Annotated in this window: 17 protein-coding genes, 2 rRNA genes and 1 riboswitch; of the genes, 1 reads left to right on the forward strand and 18 read right to left on the reverse strand. The window is 42.5% G+C overall.

The genetic code is table 11. The features are described from left to right. Positions 1-199: 199 nt before the first annotated feature. From ACFVS1_RS22485 to ACFVS1_RS22495, 3 genes are read right to left on the reverse strand one after another with little or no spacing between them, the layout of a single operon-like run. On the reverse strand, positions 200-514 hold the full coding sequence (locus tag ACFVS1_RS22485; RefSeq protein WP_034306094.1) for a YerC/YecD family TrpR-related protein: 315 nt from the start codon (positions 512-514) through the stop codon (positions 200-202). A gap of 26 nt (positions 515-540) precedes the next feature. Beyond that, positions 541-1578, reverse strand: coding sequence for a DUF3048 domain-containing protein (locus ACFVS1_RS22490; protein WP_387550616.1), 1038 nt, complete (start codon positions 1576-1578; stop codon positions 541-543). A 43-nt stretch (positions 1579-1621) separates the two neighbouring features. Then, a complete protein-coding gene (locus ACFVS1_RS22495; RefSeq protein ID WP_387550619.1) occupies positions 1622-3367 on the reverse strand; it encodes an adenine deaminase C-terminal domain-containing protein in 1746 nt (581 codons plus the stop codon). A gap of 146 nt (positions 3368-3513) precedes the next feature. Between ACFVS1_RS22495 and ACFVS1_RS22500 the strand changes: the two genes are divergently transcribed. After that, positions 3514-3771 carry a YgaP-like transmembrane domain gene (locus ACFVS1_RS22500; RefSeq protein WP_387550622.1) on the forward strand — a complete coding sequence of 86 codons (258 nt, stop codon included), beginning with the start codon at positions 3514-3516 and terminating at the stop codon, positions 3769-3771. Between the two features lie 59 nt (positions 3772-3830). Here the strand turns inward: ACFVS1_RS22500 and purD are convergent, their stop codons facing one another. The 15 genes from purD to ACFVS1_RS22575 all read right to left on the reverse strand — a co-directional run. Next, the gene (gene purD, locus ACFVS1_RS22505) at positions 3831-5105 is read right to left on the reverse strand and encodes a phosphoribosylamine--glycine ligase (RefSeq protein WP_387550625.1); all 1275 of its coding nucleotides are present in this window, start codon (positions 5103-5105) and stop codon (positions 3831-3833) included. A gap of 19 nt (positions 5106-5124) precedes the next feature. Beyond that, positions 5125-6660 carry a bifunctional phosphoribosylaminoimidazolecarboxamide formyltransferase/IMP cyclohydrolase gene (gene purH / locus ACFVS1_RS22510; RefSeq protein ID WP_387550628.1) on the reverse strand — a complete coding sequence of 512 codons (1536 nt, stop codon included), beginning with the start codon at positions 6658-6660 and terminating at the stop codon, positions 5125-5127. An 18-nt stretch (positions 6661-6678) separates the two neighbouring features. Beyond that, a complete protein-coding gene (gene purN / locus ACFVS1_RS22515) occupies positions 6679-7254 on the reverse strand; it encodes a phosphoribosylglycinamide formyltransferase (RefSeq protein WP_387550631.1) in 576 nt (191 codons plus the stop codon). Then, positions 7254-8279: a phosphoribosylformylglycinamidine cyclo-ligase gene (gene purM, locus ACFVS1_RS22520; protein WP_241590148.1), complete on the reverse strand. Its 1026-nt coding sequence runs from the start codon at positions 8277-8279 to the stop codon at positions 7254-7256. The genes purN and purM overlap by 1 nt, the downstream gene beginning before the upstream one ends. Before the next feature lie 42 nt (positions 8280-8321). Continuing rightward, a complete protein-coding gene (purF, locus tag ACFVS1_RS22525; RefSeq protein ID WP_241590149.1) occupies positions 8322-9737 on the reverse strand; it encodes an amidophosphoribosyltransferase in 1416 nt (471 codons plus the stop codon). Continuing rightward, on the reverse strand, positions 9722-11941 hold the full coding sequence (purL, locus tag ACFVS1_RS22530) for a phosphoribosylformylglycinamidine synthase subunit PurL (protein ID WP_387550636.1): 2220 nt from the start codon (positions 11939-11941) through the stop codon (positions 9722-9724). Before purL ends, purF begins: the two co-directional genes overlap by 16 nt. Then, positions 11925-12611, reverse strand: coding sequence for a phosphoribosylformylglycinamidine synthase subunit PurQ (gene purQ / locus ACFVS1_RS22535; protein ID WP_387550639.1), 687 nt, complete (start codon positions 12609-12611; stop codon positions 11925-11927). The genes purL and purQ overlap by 17 nt, the downstream gene beginning before the upstream one ends. Next, positions 12608-12862: a phosphoribosylformylglycinamidine synthase subunit PurS gene (purS, locus tag ACFVS1_RS22540; protein ID WP_034306118.1), complete on the reverse strand. Its 255-nt coding sequence runs from the start codon at positions 12860-12862 to the stop codon at positions 12608-12610. Before purS ends, purQ begins: the two co-directional genes overlap by 4 nt. Continuing rightward, positions 12855-13574 carry a phosphoribosylaminoimidazolesuccinocarboxamide synthase gene (purC, locus tag ACFVS1_RS22545; RefSeq protein ID WP_352926706.1) on the reverse strand — a complete coding sequence of 240 codons (720 nt, stop codon included), beginning with the start codon at positions 13572-13574 and terminating at the stop codon, positions 12855-12857. Before purC ends, purS begins: the two co-directional genes overlap by 8 nt. A 103-nt stretch (positions 13575-13677) precedes the next feature. Continuing rightward, positions 13678-14970: an adenylosuccinate lyase gene (gene purB, locus ACFVS1_RS22550; protein ID WP_034306123.1), complete on the reverse strand. Its 1293-nt coding sequence runs from the start codon at positions 14968-14970 to the stop codon at positions 13678-13680. Further along, positions 14967-16127: a 5-(carboxyamino)imidazole ribonucleotide synthase gene (gene purK, locus ACFVS1_RS22555; protein ID WP_387550644.1), complete on the reverse strand. Its 1161-nt coding sequence runs from the start codon at positions 16125-16127 to the stop codon at positions 14967-14969. The genes purB and purK overlap by 4 nt, the downstream gene beginning before the upstream one ends. Continuing rightward, positions 16111-16599 (reverse strand): 5-(carboxyamino)imidazole ribonucleotide mutase, encoded by a 489-nt coding sequence (gene purE / locus ACFVS1_RS22560; RefSeq protein ID WP_076372819.1) that lies wholly within the window; start codon positions 16597-16599, stop codon positions 16111-16113. Before purE ends, purK begins: the two co-directional genes overlap by 17 nt. Positions 16600-16779: 180 nt before the next feature. Continuing rightward, positions 16780-16881, reverse strand: a riboswitch (purine riboswitch). A gap of 74 nt (positions 16882-16955) precedes the next feature. After that, positions 16956-17156, reverse strand: coding sequence for an NETI motif-containing protein (locus ACFVS1_RS22565; RefSeq protein WP_095390347.1), 201 nt, complete (start codon positions 17154-17156; stop codon positions 16956-16958). Positions 17157-17707: 551 nt separating this feature from the next. Continuing rightward, positions 17708-17823: ribosomal RNA gene (rrf, locus tag ACFVS1_RS22570) — 5S ribosomal RNA — on the reverse strand. Positions 17824-17887: 64 nt separating this feature from the next. After that, positions 17888-17983: ribosomal RNA gene (locus tag ACFVS1_RS22575) — 23S ribosomal RNA — on the reverse strand; the annotation flags it as partial.

Genomic DNA, 17983 nt, shown 5'->3' on the forward strand with positions numbered 1-17983 from the left:
CCCATTACACCATTATAGCATTAAGATTTTTCATTAAAAAAGAGAAGTATCGATAAAATGTTATTACCAAATGGAACCTCTGAATCTAAAATCCAATATAACATGGATACGGTTGAAAGACAGCCGGAAAAGAGAGTCCTGAACTCAAAATAAAAAGCCGGGAAATGAATTCCCCGGCTTTTTATTTTGATCGAAAGAATTAGGATTCGGTTGTTTCCTCGACGTTATCCTTAATACGGTTAAGTGCCATGGAATAAGCATCATTTCCGTAATTCAAGCAGCGTTTGACCCTGGAAATCGTAGCCGTGCTTGCACCCGTTTCCGTTTCGATTTTATGATAGGTTTTTCCTTCTTCAAGCATGCGGGCTACTTCAAGACGCTGTGCCAGTGATGAAATTTCATTAACTGTGCATAAATCATCAAAAAATCGATAGCATTCGTCTAAATCACGCAAGGAAAGGATCGACTTAAACAGCTGATCCGTTTCTTTCCCTCTTAACTTATCAATTTGCATGTTACTCCCCCTCAATTTCATGGGTATCAAAATGAGACGTCTCCTACTAAACCAGGTTCATCCGGAATAATATTGATCCAAGTTTTACCTGGGATCAACCCTACTTCTTTATCGTTTTTCACTGGTATAATCCGACCATCCTTATTAACCCATTCTACTTCATTCGCTTTTCCTTTTTGAAGTAAATAACCATTTCCGCCATTTTTCAAGTCGATTTTACGACGCCCTTTATCGTCGATCACTTGATGAGCAGCCTCAATGATCAATATATTATCCAGTAAAATAGGTTTATTCGATTTATGCTCGACTGTTTGCTTTCCATTCGAATAACGTTTATATTTCTCTTCCGTGGCTTCGTATTCATACTGTACATCATACTCGTCTGATCCGTAGGAAACCTCGGTTTTCAACGCCGGTTCCCCTTGAAGTCCAGCTGCCTCTTCCTTCGTAAGGAAAGCATAAGGCTCCGGTGCACCATTCAGCTCATATCCCTTTTCCTTCGCACCTTTCTCGATGTCATCAAAGGAGGTATAGGAATTATGCGGTGCTTTTCGATCTGCCGAACGTTGAAACAAAGTACCATCATAATATAATCCGTTCAAGTTATCAATATACCCTTTGTCCAGCATGTTTTTTGCCTCGGGGCTGTTCCCATGACAGACATAGATGCAATCAAGGCCTTTAGCCAATTCGATATAATAGTCCCTTGCACTCCGGATCGGACCGATTTGGCTTGGCATTTCACTTTGGAAGATAGCTAAAAATCTGGTTATGTCACCTTCTGCGAGCATTTCAAAGACGATATCTGCTTCTGAGAGGCCCGATTGTGGGCGTGCTTCCGGATGATTGTTAATCATCACTGCTGCAGCCCTGCGCTCACTGCCTGCATCGGTGGCTATACCTGTTAGTGGAAACTCATTGGAAGGTTCATTTTTCACATCTGTATTTTTGATGACAGCTTGGTCTTTCGGCTTATTGTCATCCGATGCAGGATCTTCTTTCGTAGAACAACCTGACAGCAGTAAAATAGCAATAACGATGAAAAGAACTCTCTTAAGGTTCATCTTTCCACTCCTCTGATTTATTAGCCATTTCTTCTCTTATATTTTAACGCATTATAGTAGGAAAGAGTATAGTTTTATTCATTACATCATATACTCCTCGCTGGGTTAGCCTTATATATGGCAGATGGGTTGTCGAAAAGAATGAAAGGGTGTACACAGGATCAGCGAAGCGATAGCCCCTCTCACGCAGCAAATGTTTCAATTCATTTTCTTCTTCTATCAGTTGAGGAACCTCCTTGGTGGACATGACTCCCTTTAATTTAAGAGGCAGTTCATGGATCACCTTGCCTTGCTCCGTTAAAACGATTCCACCGCCGATTTCCTTCAGCCGGTTAAATGCCAAATGCATATCCTTTTTCCTTTTACCGATCAGTATGATATCACCTGTATTTGTATAAGAGCCGGCGAAGCCGCATAATTTGTCCGCAAACCCTTTTAATATCGTATTGATGCGCCATTTCCCTTCCCGATCGATAAGCATGAAAAAGCATTCATCATCCTCAAAGTTCAGTTCTTCATGGCCAACATCATTGGCAAGCGAGTACGGTTTCGTAATGACATTATTGACCAATTCAATTCCAAACGGCATGGAAAATTCAAAATCTTCCTTTAAACTAAGATCCCAATCAAGATCGAGCGGTTTAAAATCGAAATCACTCCATTCGATTTCCTGTTTATCCGGAATGATTTCACCATCCCTTTTAACCCATTTTCCTTTTGCCATTACCGAAACCGGTGCGGGTTCCTTTACATCGGTAAGGAAGTTGATGTTCGCCACCCTTCCTGTGGCAATATTGCCATGAAGGTATTCAATGTTATAATATCGTGCGATGTTGATAGTTGCCATATTATATGCATCGATGACCGGAACACCATGCTCTATCGCTATTTTGATCAAGCAGTCTATGAAACCACCTTCATAAAAGGACGGCGGCGATCCATCTGTCGTATAAAAGAATTTGTCATAATGATCGATGCCCAGTTCATGGATTTCCTGTATCAGCTTTGGTAAATCCGGACGGATCGAAGAATGTCTTAACGATACATAATAGCCCTGCAGCAAGCGAGACATGACCTCATCACCTGTCATTGCCTCATGATCACAATCAGCGCCGAATAAGGTCATTTTTGCTAAAGTTTTCTCTGAAGCGCCTGGAAAGTGTCCTTCTATTTTCTTCCTCATTCGCTTGGCTTCCTGAATCCAGTGCAGCATCAAGTCATCCCCATCGAGAAGCTTCGGCCATCCAGTCAGTTCCCCGCCCTGTAATACGGCATCATGCTCCAGCCATGATTTAACGGCGCCATGGGAAAAGACCGTATCTTCATCAATCAATTCCGTTTGTCCGTCAAAACGGCTCCACCAATACATTGTTACAGGAATATTACGTAATTCTTTCAAAAGAGAAAACGCTTTCTTTTTATCTAACTGCAATAGAAACGGCAAGTTATCATTGATCAATGTCGTTGTGCCGAAATGTGATGCATAACGTGAAAAAGAAAGGGGATTATATAATTGAGAAGGGTGTGAATGCGGCTCAATATAACCCGGCACCAAGTACTGGTTTGTACAGTCTACCATTTCACAGCGGTCTATATTATCTGGAAGCTCATCGCCAATATATATGATGCGATCCTCATATATCCAAATATTCGCCTTCACCCATTTTCGTAAAGCCTGATTTAAATAAGTCGCATTTTTAAGCAGAATGTGTGGTGCCCTATTGCCATCCAGCACATCTATATGTTCTCTTAGATGTTTATTTTTCCATCTATAGCGCTGTTCAAGCATAAACATTCCCCCATAGGTTATTAGAAAAAGATGTATGAAAAAAACCATTTTCAATCCAATTTTATTTCATAGTAACATACTTGCCCCATTAGAACAGTAATGTAAGCCAGAATATTGTTAAATTTTTGTGAAGGGATGGACTTTAAATGAAGTTTAAACAAAATATCAGTATAATAAATGCATTAATGCGAATTACCTGTGGTTTTACATTTTTAACATGGGCTATGACTAAAATGGTGAAAAAACCATGGAAAAACCAATCTTATATAATCGTGGTGATGCTTTCTGCCATGAAAATAGGCGAAGGCATACTCCGCTATTGTCCTGTCGTCGATGCGATGGAAAACGGACAGAACTTGATGAAAAGTGAACCAAAACAGGAAAATGAATCTAAATCAAATTGATACATATTAAGTTTTTTCTAAAGAAGAAGCTGACTCCGCTTAGAGTCAGCTTCTTTATATTATGATGAAAAATTGTATTTTATTGCACGATAGCCAATATCCGTTCGCCAAAATAAGCCGTCTTTCTCAATATACCCTAACTCTTTATATACTTCAGCTTGGGCAGAGGCCAAATCTTTCCCTTTTGCAGCAACCAGAAGTACACGTCCGCCATTCGAGATGAAGTTCCCCTCATTATTGAGAGCCGTTCCAGCATGATAAACATGGGCTTTCAGATCAATCTTTTCCAAGCCTTTAATGATAGATCCCTTTTTATATTCCCCTGGATATCCATCAGCTGCGACGACCACTCCAAGCACGGCTTCATCATGCCATTCAAGTTGTAAATCCGCTCCAGAAAGAACCGCTTCAAGCGTATCTACGAAATCTGTTTTTAGGCGCGGTAAAACAACTTGAGTTTCCGGATCGCCAAAACGGGCATTGAACTCAATGACTTTTGTGCCTTTTTCAGTAGCGATCAACCCGGCATATAATATTCCTGTAAAGCTCCGATTCTCAGAAATCATTGCATTTACCGTGGGCTTAAGAATCGTTTCGACTGCAGTCTGAATCATTTCATCGGAAATTTGCGGCACCGGTGAATATGCACCCATTCCACCTGTGTTCGGACCCTGATCTCCATCAAAAACCCGCTTATGATCCTGAGCAATGACCATAGGATACACTTTTTCTCCATTAACGAATGCCATCAATGAAAATTCCTCGCCGTCAAGGAATTCCTCAATAACGACTTTCGCAGATGCTTCTCCGAACTTTGCTCCGACAAGCATATCATGGATGGCGTCCAACGCCTCTTCCATCGTCATGGCAACTACGACACCTTTTCCTGCAGCCAGACCATCCGCTTTTATGACGATGGGTGCACCCATTTTTTCGATATATGCCCTTGCTGAATCATAATCTGAGAATGTTTCATATTCCGCTGTCGGAATGCTGTAGTTCTTCATTAAATCTTTAGCAAAGGATTTACTTCCCTCGATGACAGCAGCACGGCCATTAGGGCCAAATACCTGTAATCCAGACTCCGCAAAATCATCGGCAAGTCCATTTAACAATGGTGTTTCGGGCCCGATCACCGTTAATGAAACTGCATTCTTTTTGGCAAAGGTAACCAATTCCCCGTGATTGTTTTCATCAATTGGAACAAGAGTCGCCACATCGGTCATCCCTGGATTTCCCGGTGCTGCAAAAACAGTCCCAACCCGTTTACTTTCAAATAGTTTGCGGGCTATGGCATGCTCCCTGCCGCCCCGGCCAATTACTAGTACATTCATTATCGCACCTCGTTTTTGATTAATGTTTAAAGTGACGAATTCCTGTAAACACCATTGTAATCCCATATTCATCAGCTTTCTTTATTGAATCCTCATCTTTAACAGATCCACCAGGCTGAATAATTGCCGTGACGCCCGCTTTTGCCGCCGCTTCTACAGTATCATCCATCGGGAAGAAAGCATCTGATGCCAATGCACTTCCTGTCGCTCTTTCCCCAGCTTGTTCCAGGGCAATTTTTGCAGCTCCTACACGGTTCATTTGACCTGCGCCAACACCTAATGTCATTTGATCGTTACAAACCACTATTGCATTCGACTTGACATGTTTCACGATTTTCCAGCCAAGTTCCATGGCTTTCCACTCTTCAGGGGTAGGCTCACGTTTCGTTGCCACTTTTACCTCTGCATCCTTTAAGCTATGTGCATCCCGATCTTGAATAAGTAATCCGCCCTCAATGGATGTCAATTTACGTTCAGGCTTTTTGACCGCGTCGAAATCGATCGTTAATAAACGTAGATTTTTCTTGTTTGTCAATACTTCCGCTGCCTCTTGTGTAAACCCAGGGGCAATGATGATTTCAAGGAAAATTTCATGAAGCTTTTCCGCAGTTGCCTTATCGACTTCACGGTTCAAAGCGATGATCCCGCCGAAAATGGAAGTGGCATCTGCCTCATAAGCTTTTTCATATGCTTCCAAGATGGTCGCACCGACACCGACGCCGCAAGGATTCATATGTTTGACAGCAACAGCAGCCGGCTCATTGAATTCTTTAACGATTTGAAGTGCTGCATCAGCATCATTGATGTTGTTGTATGAAAGTTCTTTTCCATGTAATTGATTCGCCTCTGCAATTGAGAAAACGGAACCAAGCGGTTTTTTATAGAATGCGGCTTTTTGATGTGGATTTTCACCATAACGAAGCGACTGTTTCAATTCATAGGTAACAGTCAATGATTCGGGATTTTCTTCATCGGCAAGCTCTGTCATATACTCTGAAATAACTGCATCATATGCTGCCGTATGACGGAAAACTTTTGCAGCCAGGCGGCGATTCGTGGTTTTTGTTACCCCCCCGTTTTGTTTCAGCTCAGCCAATACGGTAGGATAATCATTGGAATCAACGATAACAGTCACATATTCGTGATTTTTAGCAGAAGAACGAAGCATTGTCGGTCCACCGATATCAATGTTTTCAATAGCATCTTCCACAGTGACTTCCGGTTTGGAAATAGTCGCCTGGAATGGATATAGGTTTACACAGACAAGTTGAATGGGTTCAATATTATGCTCAGCAAGCTGTGCTGCGTGATTTGTGTCATCATGTTTTGCCAACACTGCTCCATGGACATTCGGGTGAAGCGTTTTAACACGTCCATCCAATATTTCCGGGAACCCGGTGACGTCACTGATTCCAATAACCTCAATACCATTTTCCTGAAGCGTTTTTTTGGTACCGCCTGTAGAAATGATTTCAAAACCTGCCTCAATTAAACCTTGGGCAAATTCTACGATACCTGTTTTATCCGATACACTAATTAACGCGCGTTTCTTCATGTTATGTTGGTCCCTCCATTAAGTAAGTTTCTTGTGGCACAGCTCCTGCAAAACTGATGGATACAAGTCATGCTCCATTTCCTGAATCCTTTTCTGAAGGATATCTTTCGTATCCCCTTCGAGAATTGGCACTGCTTTTTGGGCAATGACCGGTCCTGTGTCCATTCCATCATCCACATAATGAACGGTTACTCCCGTTTCCTTCACTCCGGCATCAAAAGCCTGGCCAATTGCATCCTTGCCTGGAAAACTAGGCAGAAGTGAAGGGTGGATGTTCACAATCCTCTGTGAATACTTTTGTAATAAAGTCTGACCGATCAAACGCATATAACCAGCAAGAATGATGAATTCTATCTCATACTGGCGAAGTTTTCCAAGTATTTCCATTTCATATTCAGTCTTGTTAGAGTAATTCTTTGCTGAAAAGGAGAAAGTGTCAATATTCTCAAGCTTTGCTCTCTCTAGCACATAGGCGTCTTCACGATCGCAAACGACAAGACAGATTTCCGCCTCCAACTTTCCACTTTTTATTGCTTCAGCTATTGATTGAAAATTACTACCGTTACCTGATGCAAAGACAGCAAGGCGTTTCATTATTTGAACGACACTCCATTTCCATCCACGATCGTTCCGATAACTGAGGCTTCTTCACCGCAAGACTTTAGGTGGGCCAGCACATCCGATGCCACTTCTTTTTTGACGACGGCCGTCATTCCAATACCCATATTGAAGATATTGAACATTTCCTCTTTTACAAGGTTCCCTTTTTCTTCAAGGAATGAAAATATAGTTGGAATTTCCCAGCTTCCAAGCTCGATTTCAACACCGCATCCCTCAGGAAGGATACGCGGAATATTCTCGATGAATCCTCCGCCGGTGATATGGGCAAGACCGTTAACCTCAAATTTTTCCAACGTCGATAGAACGGACTTCACATAGATTTTTGTCGGTTTTAATAATTCCTCTCCCAACTTGCAATCCAGTTCCGGTACGAAGTCATGAAGCCCCATACCCGAGTCTTCAAGAAGGATTTTACGAACAAGGGAATACCCATTACTGTGGATGCCGCTTGAAGCAAGTCCAATGACAACATCACCAGCCGAGATTGCTTCACCAGTAATCAGACGTGATTTTTCAACGGCACCTACAGTGAAACCTGCCACATCGTATTCTTCCGTCTCGTACATGCCTGGCATTTCAGCCGTTTCTCCGCCGATTAAAGCACAGCCCGCCTGCTCACAGCCATCTGCAATTCCTTTGACGATCATTTCAATTCGTTCAGGATCTGCTTTACCGCAGGCAATATAATCTAAAAAGTATAAAGGTGCAGCACCTTGAACGACAACATCATTGACGCACATAGCTACACAATCCACTCCAATTGTATCGTGTTTATCCATCATGAACGCCAACAAAAGTTTAGTACCCACTCCATCCGTACCAGAAATGAGCACAGGTTCTTTAAGGTTCAAGGAAGATAAATCAAACATGCCGCCGAAACCGCCCAGACCATTCATTACTTCTGGACGAAATGTGCGCTTTACATGTTTTTTCATTCGATTTACCGCTTCATAACCAGCCTCAATATCCACACCAGCCTGTTTATATGCATTAGCCATTTGAAATCCTCCTCCGAAAATCAATCATCATTGCCGACTTGATTAACATTTTGTTTTTTCTCGTTCGTATTCAAAAATTTCAGTCGGATAATTTCCGGTGAAACAAGCTAGGCATGAACCGCGCGTTTCTCCAGGAAACGGTCGTCCAATTGCTTCGACCATACCTTCGACACTTAAAAAGGTTAAGGAATCAGCACCGATGATTTCCCTTATTTCCTCCACGGATTTAGAGCTCGCAATCAGTTCTTCCTTTTTAGACGTGTCTATGCCATAAAAACATGGATTCTTGATCGGTGGTGAGCTGATTACTACATGCACTTCTTTCGCTCCGGCATCTTTTAACATGCGGACAATCCTTCTGCTCGTTGTCCCACGGACAATTGAATCATCAACCATTATGACCCGCTTGCCTTCTACTACCCCTCTTACAGGTGATAGTTTCATCTTTACGCCTTGTTCACGCAGACTTTGTGATGGCTGAATGAAAGTCCGTCCAACATACCGGTTTTTTATTAGACCCATTTCATAGGGAATGCCTGCAGCTTCAGCATAGCCTATTGCTGCCGAAATGCTGGAATCAGGTACACCTGTAACTACATCTGCTTCAATTCTTGCTTCCAGTGCCATTTGTTTGCCAAGATTTTTTCGTGCCGTATGAACATTGATACCATCAATGTTGCTATCCGGACGGGAAAAATACACGTACTCCATCGTGCACATTGCCTGTTGGCTGGAAAGCGAAAAGTATTCGGATGTGATTCCCTCATCATTAATGACAACGAGTTCACCCGGCTCAATATCGCGGATGAATTCTGCACCTACAATATCAAGTGCACATGTTTCGGATGCAGCGAAATATGCATCGCCTATTTTCCCCAAGGAAAGCGGACGGAAGCCGTGCGGATCTCTTGCCATGATCATTTGGTTTTCGGTCATGATGACAAAGGCATAGGCGCCCTTCAGCATGCTTAAACTGTTCTTCACGGAATCTCTTACATCCGAGTAGCCGGAGCGTTTAATCAGATGGGCCAGAACTTCCGTATCAGATGTCGTTTGAAAAATGCTTCCTTGACCTTCAAGCTGTGCTTTTAATTGATGGGCATTGACGATATTCCCATTATGAGCAAGGGCCAGCCCTCCTGTATGCGAATTGAACAGGAATGGCTGAACATTTTGATACCCGCCGCCGCCTGCCGTTGTATAACGGACATGGCCGATTGCCGCTTTACCGCTCCCGGAAAGTGCCTGCATTTTTTCCGCAGTGAATATCTCTGTGACAAGTCCTTCGCCCTTAGAGATGGACATCTGCTCACCATCCGTCACGACGATGCCAGCTCCCTCTTGACCACGATGTTGCAAGCTATGCAAACCGTAGTAAGCAAGCTGTGCAGCATCGGGATGTCCCCAGACTCCAACAACACCACACTCTTCGTTTAGGCTTCTTATTTCAGCAAGCATGGTATGGCTCCCTTCCAAGCTGTTTGTAAATCTTCAACGTCCGCTTCCAATACTTTGCTATCACTTGTTGCCACGACTAATTTATTATCAGCCGTTACTGAACCTATGCAAATCGCATCTTCAACAAGAGCTTCAAATGACGCTTGATTTTCAGGATTGATGGACAGTAAGAAACGTGATTGCGTTTCACTGAATAATTCGGATACAGGTTCGCCGGATATATTCACTTTTACCCCCAGTTTGCTAGTTCCGAATAAAGATTCAGCTAAAGCTACTGCCAAACCGCCTTCCGAAAGGTCATGGGCTGATGCAACAAGTCCTTTTTGGATTGCCGTCAGAATTTGCTGCTGACGTTTTTGTTCAACAGCCAAATCAAGTTCTGGAGCGCGTCCAAAGATTTTACCCTCGAGCATTTTCTGTAATTCACTGCCCCCAAATTCAACTTTCGCTTCGCCGACCACATAAATCAAATCGGATTCATTTTTAAATGTTTGAGTTGTGATGTGCTTAAGGTCACTGACCAGACCAACCATACCAACTACAGGTGTCGGATAAATCGCTTCACCATTCGTTTCATTATAAAGGGAAACATTTCCGCCGATTACAGGAGTACTTAAGCTTCTGCATGCTTCACTCATACCGTCCGCCGCTTTTTCCAGTTGCCAAAATATTTCTGGTTTTTCTGGATTCCCAAAATTCAAGCAATCCGTAATCGCTAAAGGTTCCGCACCCGAGCAAATGATGTTACGGGCTGCTTCAGCCACTGCGATTTTGCCGCCTGTTTCAGGATCTAAATAAATAAAGCGGGAGTTGCAATCCGTCGTCATGGCAAGTGCTTTATTCGTACCACGTACACGCACTACCGCCGCATCCGATCCAGGTGAGACGACTGTATTCGTGCGGACCATGTAATCATATTGGTCGTAGACCCATTCTTTACTCGAAATTGTCGGTTGCTTCAATAGTGATACCAATGTTTCTTTATAATCTTCAATGACTGGCACTTCTGCCGTCATGCTTTGGAAGTCACGGAAATATTGCGGTTCTGCAGAAGGCTTATGATAAATCGGAGCTTCTTCAGCCAATGCATCAACCGGCACCTCAGCAACGATTTCACCTTGATGGGAAAGGGTTAGGTTTTTATCATCCGTTACTTCACCAACAGCAACCGCTTCTAGGTCATATTTCGTAAACAAGTCGACGATTTCCTGTTCGCGTCCTTTAGTGACAACGATCAGCATCCGCTCTTGTGATTCAGAAAGCATCATTTCATAGGCTGTCATACCTGTTTCACGCTGCGGTACCAAATCCAGGTTCATTTTTATTCCTGAGCCAGCTTTACTCGCCATCTCGGCAGATGAGCTTGTAAGACCCGCTGCTCCCATATCTTGAATGCCAACAAGGGCATCATTTTGAATCAATTCAAGGCATGCTTCCAAAAGCAGTTTCTCCATGAATGGATCGCCTACTTGTACGGCAGGCCGTTTTTCTTCGGAAGACTCTGATAGCTCTTCAGATGCAAATGTTGCTCCATGAATACCATCACGTCCAGTTTTGGCACCCACATACATCACTGTGTTGCCCACTCCATGCGCTTGGCCTTTTTTAATGTCCTTATGATCGATCAAACCGACACACATCGCATTGACAAGAGGGTTACCTTCATACGATGGATCAAACTGAATCTCTCCGCCGACAGTTGGAATTCCGATACAATTTCCGTATCCTGCAATCCCTGCAACCACTTCTTTAAATAAATATTTCACGCGATCATTGTCTAGTTCACCGAAGCGAAGCGAGTTCAACATCGCTATCGGACGGGCACCCATGGAGAAAACATCACGGATAATTCCGCCGACACCAGTAGCGGCACCCTGGTAAGGCTCTATTGCCGAAGGATGGTTATGACTTTCAATTTTAAAAACAACAGCCTGATCGTCACCGATATCAACGATACCTGCTCCTTCACCAGGGCCTTGTAGCACTTTCTCCCCTGTAATCGGGAATTTTCTTAAGATGGGTTTTGAATTTTTGTAGGAACAATGCTCTGACCACATAACCGAAAACAATCCAGTTTCCGTATAATTCGGCAGTCTGCCTAAGATTTTCTCCACCATTGCAAATTCATCATCGGATAGTCCCATAGTTGCGTACAATCGATCCGATTTAATTTTTTCCGGACTTGGTTCAAGCTGTAATAACATGTGATTCCCTCCAGTTTTTTACGATGGATTGAAAAATCTTTAAGCCGTCTTTACTGCCAAGCAGCGAATCAACAGCACGTTCGGGATGAGGCATCATTCCGAGGACATTTCCTTGTTCATTTGTAATTCCCGCTATTTGCTCCAAGCTTCCGTTTGGATTTTCGCCATCATACGTGAACAAGATGCGGTTATTTTGTTTTAATTCAGCCAATGTCTCATTATCGCAGTAGTAATTCCCTTCACCATGGGCAACAGGGATCGTAATCGTTTCATTTAATTCATACCCTGTCGTGAACAACGATTGATTATTTTCAACTTTCAGTCCTACATTGCGGCAAATGAATTTCAAGCCTTCATTACGGCGCATCGCACCAGGTAAAAGTCCTGCTTCAAGTAATATCTGAAAACCATTGCAGACACCCAATACAGGCTTTCCTGCTTGTGCGGCTTTTACGACTTCAGCCATTACATTCGAAAATCTTGCAATTGCTCCAGAGCGTAAGTAGTCTCCATAAGAGAAACCTCCAGGAAGAAGAATCCCATCATACTGATCTAGATTGTCTGTAGAGTGCCAAACATACTCCACTTCTTCCCCCAGTGCATCCTTTATCGCATGGTACATATCGACATCACAATTGGAACCAGGGAAAACTATGACAGCAAATTTCATTGGGTGATAACCTCCTCAACATCATAGCGGTAAGCTTCAATTACCGTATTGGCCAATAGTTTTTCACACATTTCCTTCACAAGTTGATCTAAATCACGATCCGTATCTTTAATTGTAAGTTCAATGTATTTCCCCACTCGAACATCACTAACTTCGTTATAAGTCAAACTATGAAGTGATTGTTGCACTGCTGCTCCCTGTGGATCTAGTACACTTTCGCGTAGTGTGATATATACCTTAACCTTATACATGTTGAGTGCCCTCCAACTTTGCTAGTATTTTTTCGTAAGCATCTGTTAAACTTCCTAAATCACGGCGGAATACATCTTTGTCTAACTTTTCGTTCGTTTTAATATCCCATAATCGGCAGGTATCAGGTGAAATTTCATCTGCCAGCAGAATGTCTCCATTCGAGGTTTTGCCAAACTCTAATTTAAAATCAATCAATTTAATGTCCAACTCTTTAAAGAAGGAAGTCAAGACGATACTGATTTCTTGTGCCTTTTCTTTTAAAATCGCTACATCTTCCTTGCTTGCAAGTTCCAATTCTTCAATATGGTCTTCCGTTAACAGAGGATCGCCGAGTTCGTCATCTTTATAGTAAAACTCAATCAGCGTTTTCTTGAGCGGCTGGCCTTCTTCAACGCCAGTTCTTTTAGAAAAACTGCCGGCAGCCGTATTTCTGACAACGACTTCTAGCGGAATGATGGATACCCTTTTGACTAGCTGCTCCCGGTCGGAAAGCATTTCAATAAAATGGGAAGGGATATTTTCTTGGGCAAGCTTTGAAAATAGTAAGCTAGTAATTTGATTATTCAACTTACCTTTTCCGGCAATCTCTGACTTCTTTTCACCATTGAATGCTGTTGCCGAATCCTTGTATTCCACCCAAACAATTTCACTGTTGTCCGTTGCAAAAATCTGTTTCGCTTTTCCTTCATACAACAATTCTCGTTTTTCCATCTGTCAAGACCCCCACATTGTGAATATTATGAATCTTCCTGCCATTGATCAGGCTTGGCAAACATATCACCGTTTAGAGGTGCCATGTTTGCCGCCTTCACTTTTATAAACCTAAACGATCAAAGATTACATCAACATTTTTCAGGTGATGTGTAGGATCGAAACAATCATCAAGTTCTTCTTTCGTAAGCAAGCTCGTGATTTTATCATCCTTTTCGATCAGGCTTCTGAATGGAACCTGAAGCTCCCATGCTTCCATCGCTTTCGGCTGAACCGTATCATAAGCTTCTTCACGGACAAGTCCTTTATCGATAAGGGAAAGCAGCACACGTTGTGAGAAAATCAATCCAAGCGTACGGTCCATATTGCGTTTCATATTTTCTGGATAAACGGTCAAGTTCTTCACTATGTTGCTGAAACGGTTCAGCATGTAGTTTAATGCGATCGTTGCATCCGGCAAGATGATGCGCTCAGCAGAAGAATGCGAAATGTCACGTTCATGCCATAATGGCACATTCTCATATGCTGTCATCATGTAACCGCGGATGACACGAGCCATACCCGTCATATTTTCAGAACCGATTGGATTCCGTTTATGAGGCATTGCCGATGATCCTTTTTGTCCTTTTGCAAAGAATTCTTCCACTTCGCGTGTTTCACTTTTTTGCAAGCCGCGAATTTCCACTGCGAATTTTTCGATTGATGTCGCAATTAAAGCCAATGTGCTCATATAATGTGCGTGGCGATCGCGCTGCAATGTTTGTGTTGAAATTGGCGCTGCTTCAAGGCCAAGCTTTTCACAAACGAATTTTTCAACGAACGGGTCGATGTTAGCGTAAGTTCCGACAGCTCCAGAGATTTTCCCAACCTCTATGTTCTTTCTTGCTTCTTCAAAACGTTCGACATTGCGTTTCATTTCTTGATACCAAAGAGCCAGTTTCAACCCAAAAGTGGTCGGTTCAGCATGAACTCCATGTGTACGCCCCATTTGAACTGTGTATTTATGTTCTTTTGCTTTATTTTTCAGAATCTCCACGAAGTTATTTAAATCCTTGGCAAGGATCTCATTCGCTTGCTTTATCACATATGAAAGAGCTGTATCCACCACATCAGTGGAAGTCAGTCCGTAATGGACCCATTTCCGTTCTTCACCCAACGTTTCAGAAACCGCACGTGTAAAGGCAACAACATCGTGGCGTGTATCTTTTTCGATTTCATTGATACGGTCCACATCGAATGTGGCATTTTCACGAAGAAGCTTCACATCTTCTTTTGGAATGACACCTAGCTCAGACCATGCTTCACATGCTAAGATTTCAACTTCCAACCACGCATTAAAGCGGTTCTTTTCTGTCCAAATGTTTCCCATCTCTGGGCGGGTATAACGTTCAATCATTTTACTTCCTCCGTTTCAACCTGTTGATTCCATATTTTGCTTCGATCACTTTCCAAAAGAGCTTCCTCAATTGTTGGACGTAAAATATTCACATGACCCATTTTTCGCTTAATTTTGGCTTCTTTCTTACCGTAAAGGTGAACCTTCCAATCTGAAAGCGTCGGAATTTCGCCCATTAAGGGCCCGATATGCTCACCAAGGATGTTTATCATTACCACAGGCTTCAATAACGCCGTATTTCCGAGCGGCCAATTGCAGACAGCCCTTATATGCTGTTCGAACTGTGAGGTCTCACATGCTTCCATTGTATAATGGCCAGAGTTATGAGGTCTTGGCGCTAATTCATTAATGATGATATCATCCTGAGCGGTTAAAAACATCTCGACTGCCAATGTCCCCACCAAATCAAGTTTCTCTGCAAGCTGCAAAGCTTCATTAATAGCTTTCCGTTCAGCTTGTTGACTAATACGGGCGGGAACAATGCTTTTATGAAGAATGTTTTCAATATGAATGTTTTCCGCAATCGGAAAATGACTTGCCTCGCCATTTGCCTTGCGCGTCACGATAATGGAGATTTCTTTTACGAAAGGAATCCAGGCTTCCAGCACACATTTACCTGTTTTGAGCAGGGTTTCAGCCTTTTTGATATCGGCTTCTTCCTTAATGACCAACTGCCCTTTTCCATCATAACCGCCCCGCGTCGTTTTTAACACACTAGGGTACCCTAATTTCTCTATATGAAGGTAAATTTCTGAAATATCCTGTATTTCCTGATATGGAGCAACGGAAGCTCCCGCATCAGATATGGCTTTTTTTTCCGTCAATCTATCCTGTGTCAGCTTTAATAATTCGGAGCCCTGTGGAAGGAATGCATGTTGCTTTAACCAATCCAATGCTTCTGAGCTGATATTTTCAAACTCGTATGTTATGACGTCACTGACCTCAGCCAATCTTTTCAATGCTTCGATATCATCATAAGCACCAGTGATTTCAATATCCGCCACTTGAGCACATGGACCTTCAGCAGTCGGTTCAAGGACCGCTATCTTAAAGCCCGATGCCTTAGCCGATAAGGCCATCATCCTGCCCAATTGCCCACCGCCGATTATCCCAATGGTCTGTCCCGGTAAAATGATTGTATTATTTAAGTTGTTCACTGCTCTGTAACACCTTTTCTCTGGTTTCGTTTCGTAAAGCCTCTAACCTATCAGCAATGTCAGAATCAAAAGCGGCTAATATTTGAGCCGCAAACAAACCGGCATTGACTGCGCCAGCTTTTCCGATCGCAACCGTTGCAACCGGTACGCCACCAGGCATTTGAACAATCGATAATAACGAATCCATCCCATTTAATGCCTTCGACTGTATTGGCACGCCTATCACAGGGACAATCGTTTTAGCTGCGGTCATACCTGGAAGATGTGCAGCCCCGCCTGCTCCGGCAATAATCACTTTAATATCTCTATCTTTTGCACTCTCTGCATATTCAAATAGTAAATCCGGCGTCCGGTGGGCGGAAACGACTCTTTTTTCATAGGGAATCTCAAGCTGTTCCAATGATTCACAAGCGTACTTCATCGTTTCCCAATCCGAGACACTTCCCATAATAACCCCAACTTGCGGTTTCATATCATCTTTCCCTCCAACACTCATATTATGGCGTCCCGGGTATGCAGACGGACGCTTATCATTTTATCTATAACATGTAAATTAAAAAAACCGGACAGGTTGCTTCCTCATTGAGAAAGCAACCTGTCCGGAACAGAAAGCCCTTTGAAAAATCACAAAAAGACTTGGCTAGTTTCCGAAATAGTCAGATGCTTTTCTCATAGTCCGATGATTTACGGTCATCAGGTAGAAACTTTTGGGCCATATCCCCATGATTATATGAGATGTATTAATGTACCTTCATCTTACCTTCCGGCCATTTTAATGTCAAGTTAAAATCGAATAATTTTACATGATATTAATTAATCGTTCGTGTTTTACTCAATTAATTTTGCTTCAAATACAATTTTTCGATCAACTGGCACATAATGGACCTTGCCATTCTCGATTCTCTCGGCAAAGATAGGCTCTTCCGTCCTCCTTACAGGAAAATACCCTGCCGCTTTAATTCGGTCTAAACATGCATCGATCGTCTCGCCCTCGATAACTTCAAACTTTTCCTTACTCTTTTTACTCACAATACCGATCCTTCCTTGATTCTATTTTGTCTGTCTTCCTTAGCTTGCAGTTTGCATTATTATCATTAATAAATTCTTCCTAGTATAATGAAAAGAACAAGTAAAGACAAGAATACATTTCAAAAAAGCCGATTACATTATAATGAAAATTCCATAATGTCTCAGAATATGATATCCCTGTCTTCCGTCAAAGCACCTGCACCCATAAATTTATACATCCCCTTCAATATCCTACCCTTCTTCCCCTCTGAATTACGATGGCCTGATTCTTAAAATTACCCATTGCTCCATGATCCGGTACATATTCATATCTTACTGTCATGAATTATTTCAATTCAAGTGTTAACGATAGGTCGAATCAAATTAAGTTCCAGGTCGTTTTTTCCAATTTTGGAGGAAATTAATAGTCTGCGGGTATAACTATTTCGTTACAGGTCGACTAGATTAGTCTACAGGCCGAACTAGATGTTAATCTACATCACTTCTCCCCGAAAGCTGAAAGTATATCAATACAAAAAAAAGACCAGCCGGATGGCTGATCTTTTGAAATGGCTTGGCGGCGTCCTACTCTCACAGGGGGAAACCCCCAACTACCATCGGCGCTGAAGAGCTTAACTGCCGTGTTCGGAATGGGAACGGGTGTGACCTCTTCGCTATCGCCACCAAACATATAAGGAACGTTGTTCCTTCAAAACTAGATAATAAGAAGGTATTTCATTTTTTAAAAAGCGTTGGTTAAGTCCTCGATCTATTAGTATCAGTCAGCTCCACATGTCACCATGCTTCCACCTCTGACCTATCAACCTGATCATCTTTCAGGGATCTTA

Origin of the sequence: Peribacillus sp. NPDC058075 (assembly GCF_042885195.1) — a bacterium.
Lineage (GTDB): Bacteria > Bacillota > Bacilli > Bacillales > DSM-1321 > Peribacillus.

What these genes read in the sequence shown, in the direction of transcription:
- ACFVS1_RS22485 (WP_034306094.1), bottom strand. Translation starts at nt 514, where the DNA reads ATGCAAATTGATAAGTTAAGAGGGAAAGAAACGGATCAGCTGTTTAAG.
- ACFVS1_RS22490 (WP_387550616.1), bottom strand. Translation starts at nt 1,578, where the DNA reads ATGAACCTTAAGAGAGTTCTTTTCATCGTTATTGCTATTTTACTGCTG.
- ACFVS1_RS22495 (WP_387550619.1), bottom strand. Translation starts at nt 3,367, where the DNA reads ATGCTTGAACAGCGCTATAGATGGAAAAATAAACATCTAAGAGAACAT.
- ACFVS1_RS22500 (WP_387550622.1), top strand. Translation starts at nt 3,514, where the DNA reads ATGAAGTTTAAACAAAATATCAGTATAATAAATGCATTAATGCGAATT.
- purD (WP_387550625.1), bottom strand. Translation starts at nt 5,105, where the DNA reads ATGAATGTACTAGTAATTGGCCGGGGCGGCAGGGAGCATGCCATAGCC.
- purH (WP_387550628.1), bottom strand. Translation starts at nt 6,660, where the DNA reads ATGAAGAAACGCGCGTTAATTAGTGTATCGGATAAAACAGGTATCGTA.
- purN (WP_387550631.1), bottom strand. Translation starts at nt 7,254, where the DNA reads ATGAAACGCCTTGCTGTCTTTGCATCAGGTAACGGTAGTAATTTTCAA.
- purM (WP_241590148.1), bottom strand. Translation starts at nt 8,279, where the DNA reads ATGGCTAATGCATATAAACAGGCTGGTGTGGATATTGAGGCTGGTTAT.
- purF (WP_241590149.1), bottom strand. Translation starts at nt 9,737, where the DNA reads ATGCTTGCTGAAATAAGAAGCCTAAACGAAGAGTGTGGTGTTGTTGGA.
- purL (WP_387550636.1), bottom strand. Translation starts at nt 11,941, where the DNA reads ATGTTATTACAGCTTGAACCAAGTCCGGAAAAAATTAAATCGGATCGA.
- purQ (WP_387550639.1), bottom strand. Translation starts at nt 12,611, where the DNA reads ATGAAATTTGCTGTCATAGTTTTCCCTGGTTCCAATTGTGATGTCGAT.
- purS (WP_034306118.1), bottom strand. Translation starts at nt 12,862, where the DNA reads ATGTATAAGGTTAAGGTATATATCACACTACGCGAAAGTGTACTAGAT.
- purC (WP_352926706.1), bottom strand. Translation starts at nt 13,574, where the DNA reads ATGGAAAAACGAGAATTGTTGTATGAAGGAAAAGCGAAACAGATTTTT.
- purB (WP_034306123.1), bottom strand. Translation starts at nt 14,970, where the DNA reads ATGATTGAACGTTATACCCGCCCAGAGATGGGAAACATTTGGACAGAA.
- purE (WP_076372819.1), bottom strand. Translation starts at nt 16,599, where the DNA reads ATGAAACCGCAAGTTGGGGTTATTATGGGAAGTGTCTCGGATTGGGAA.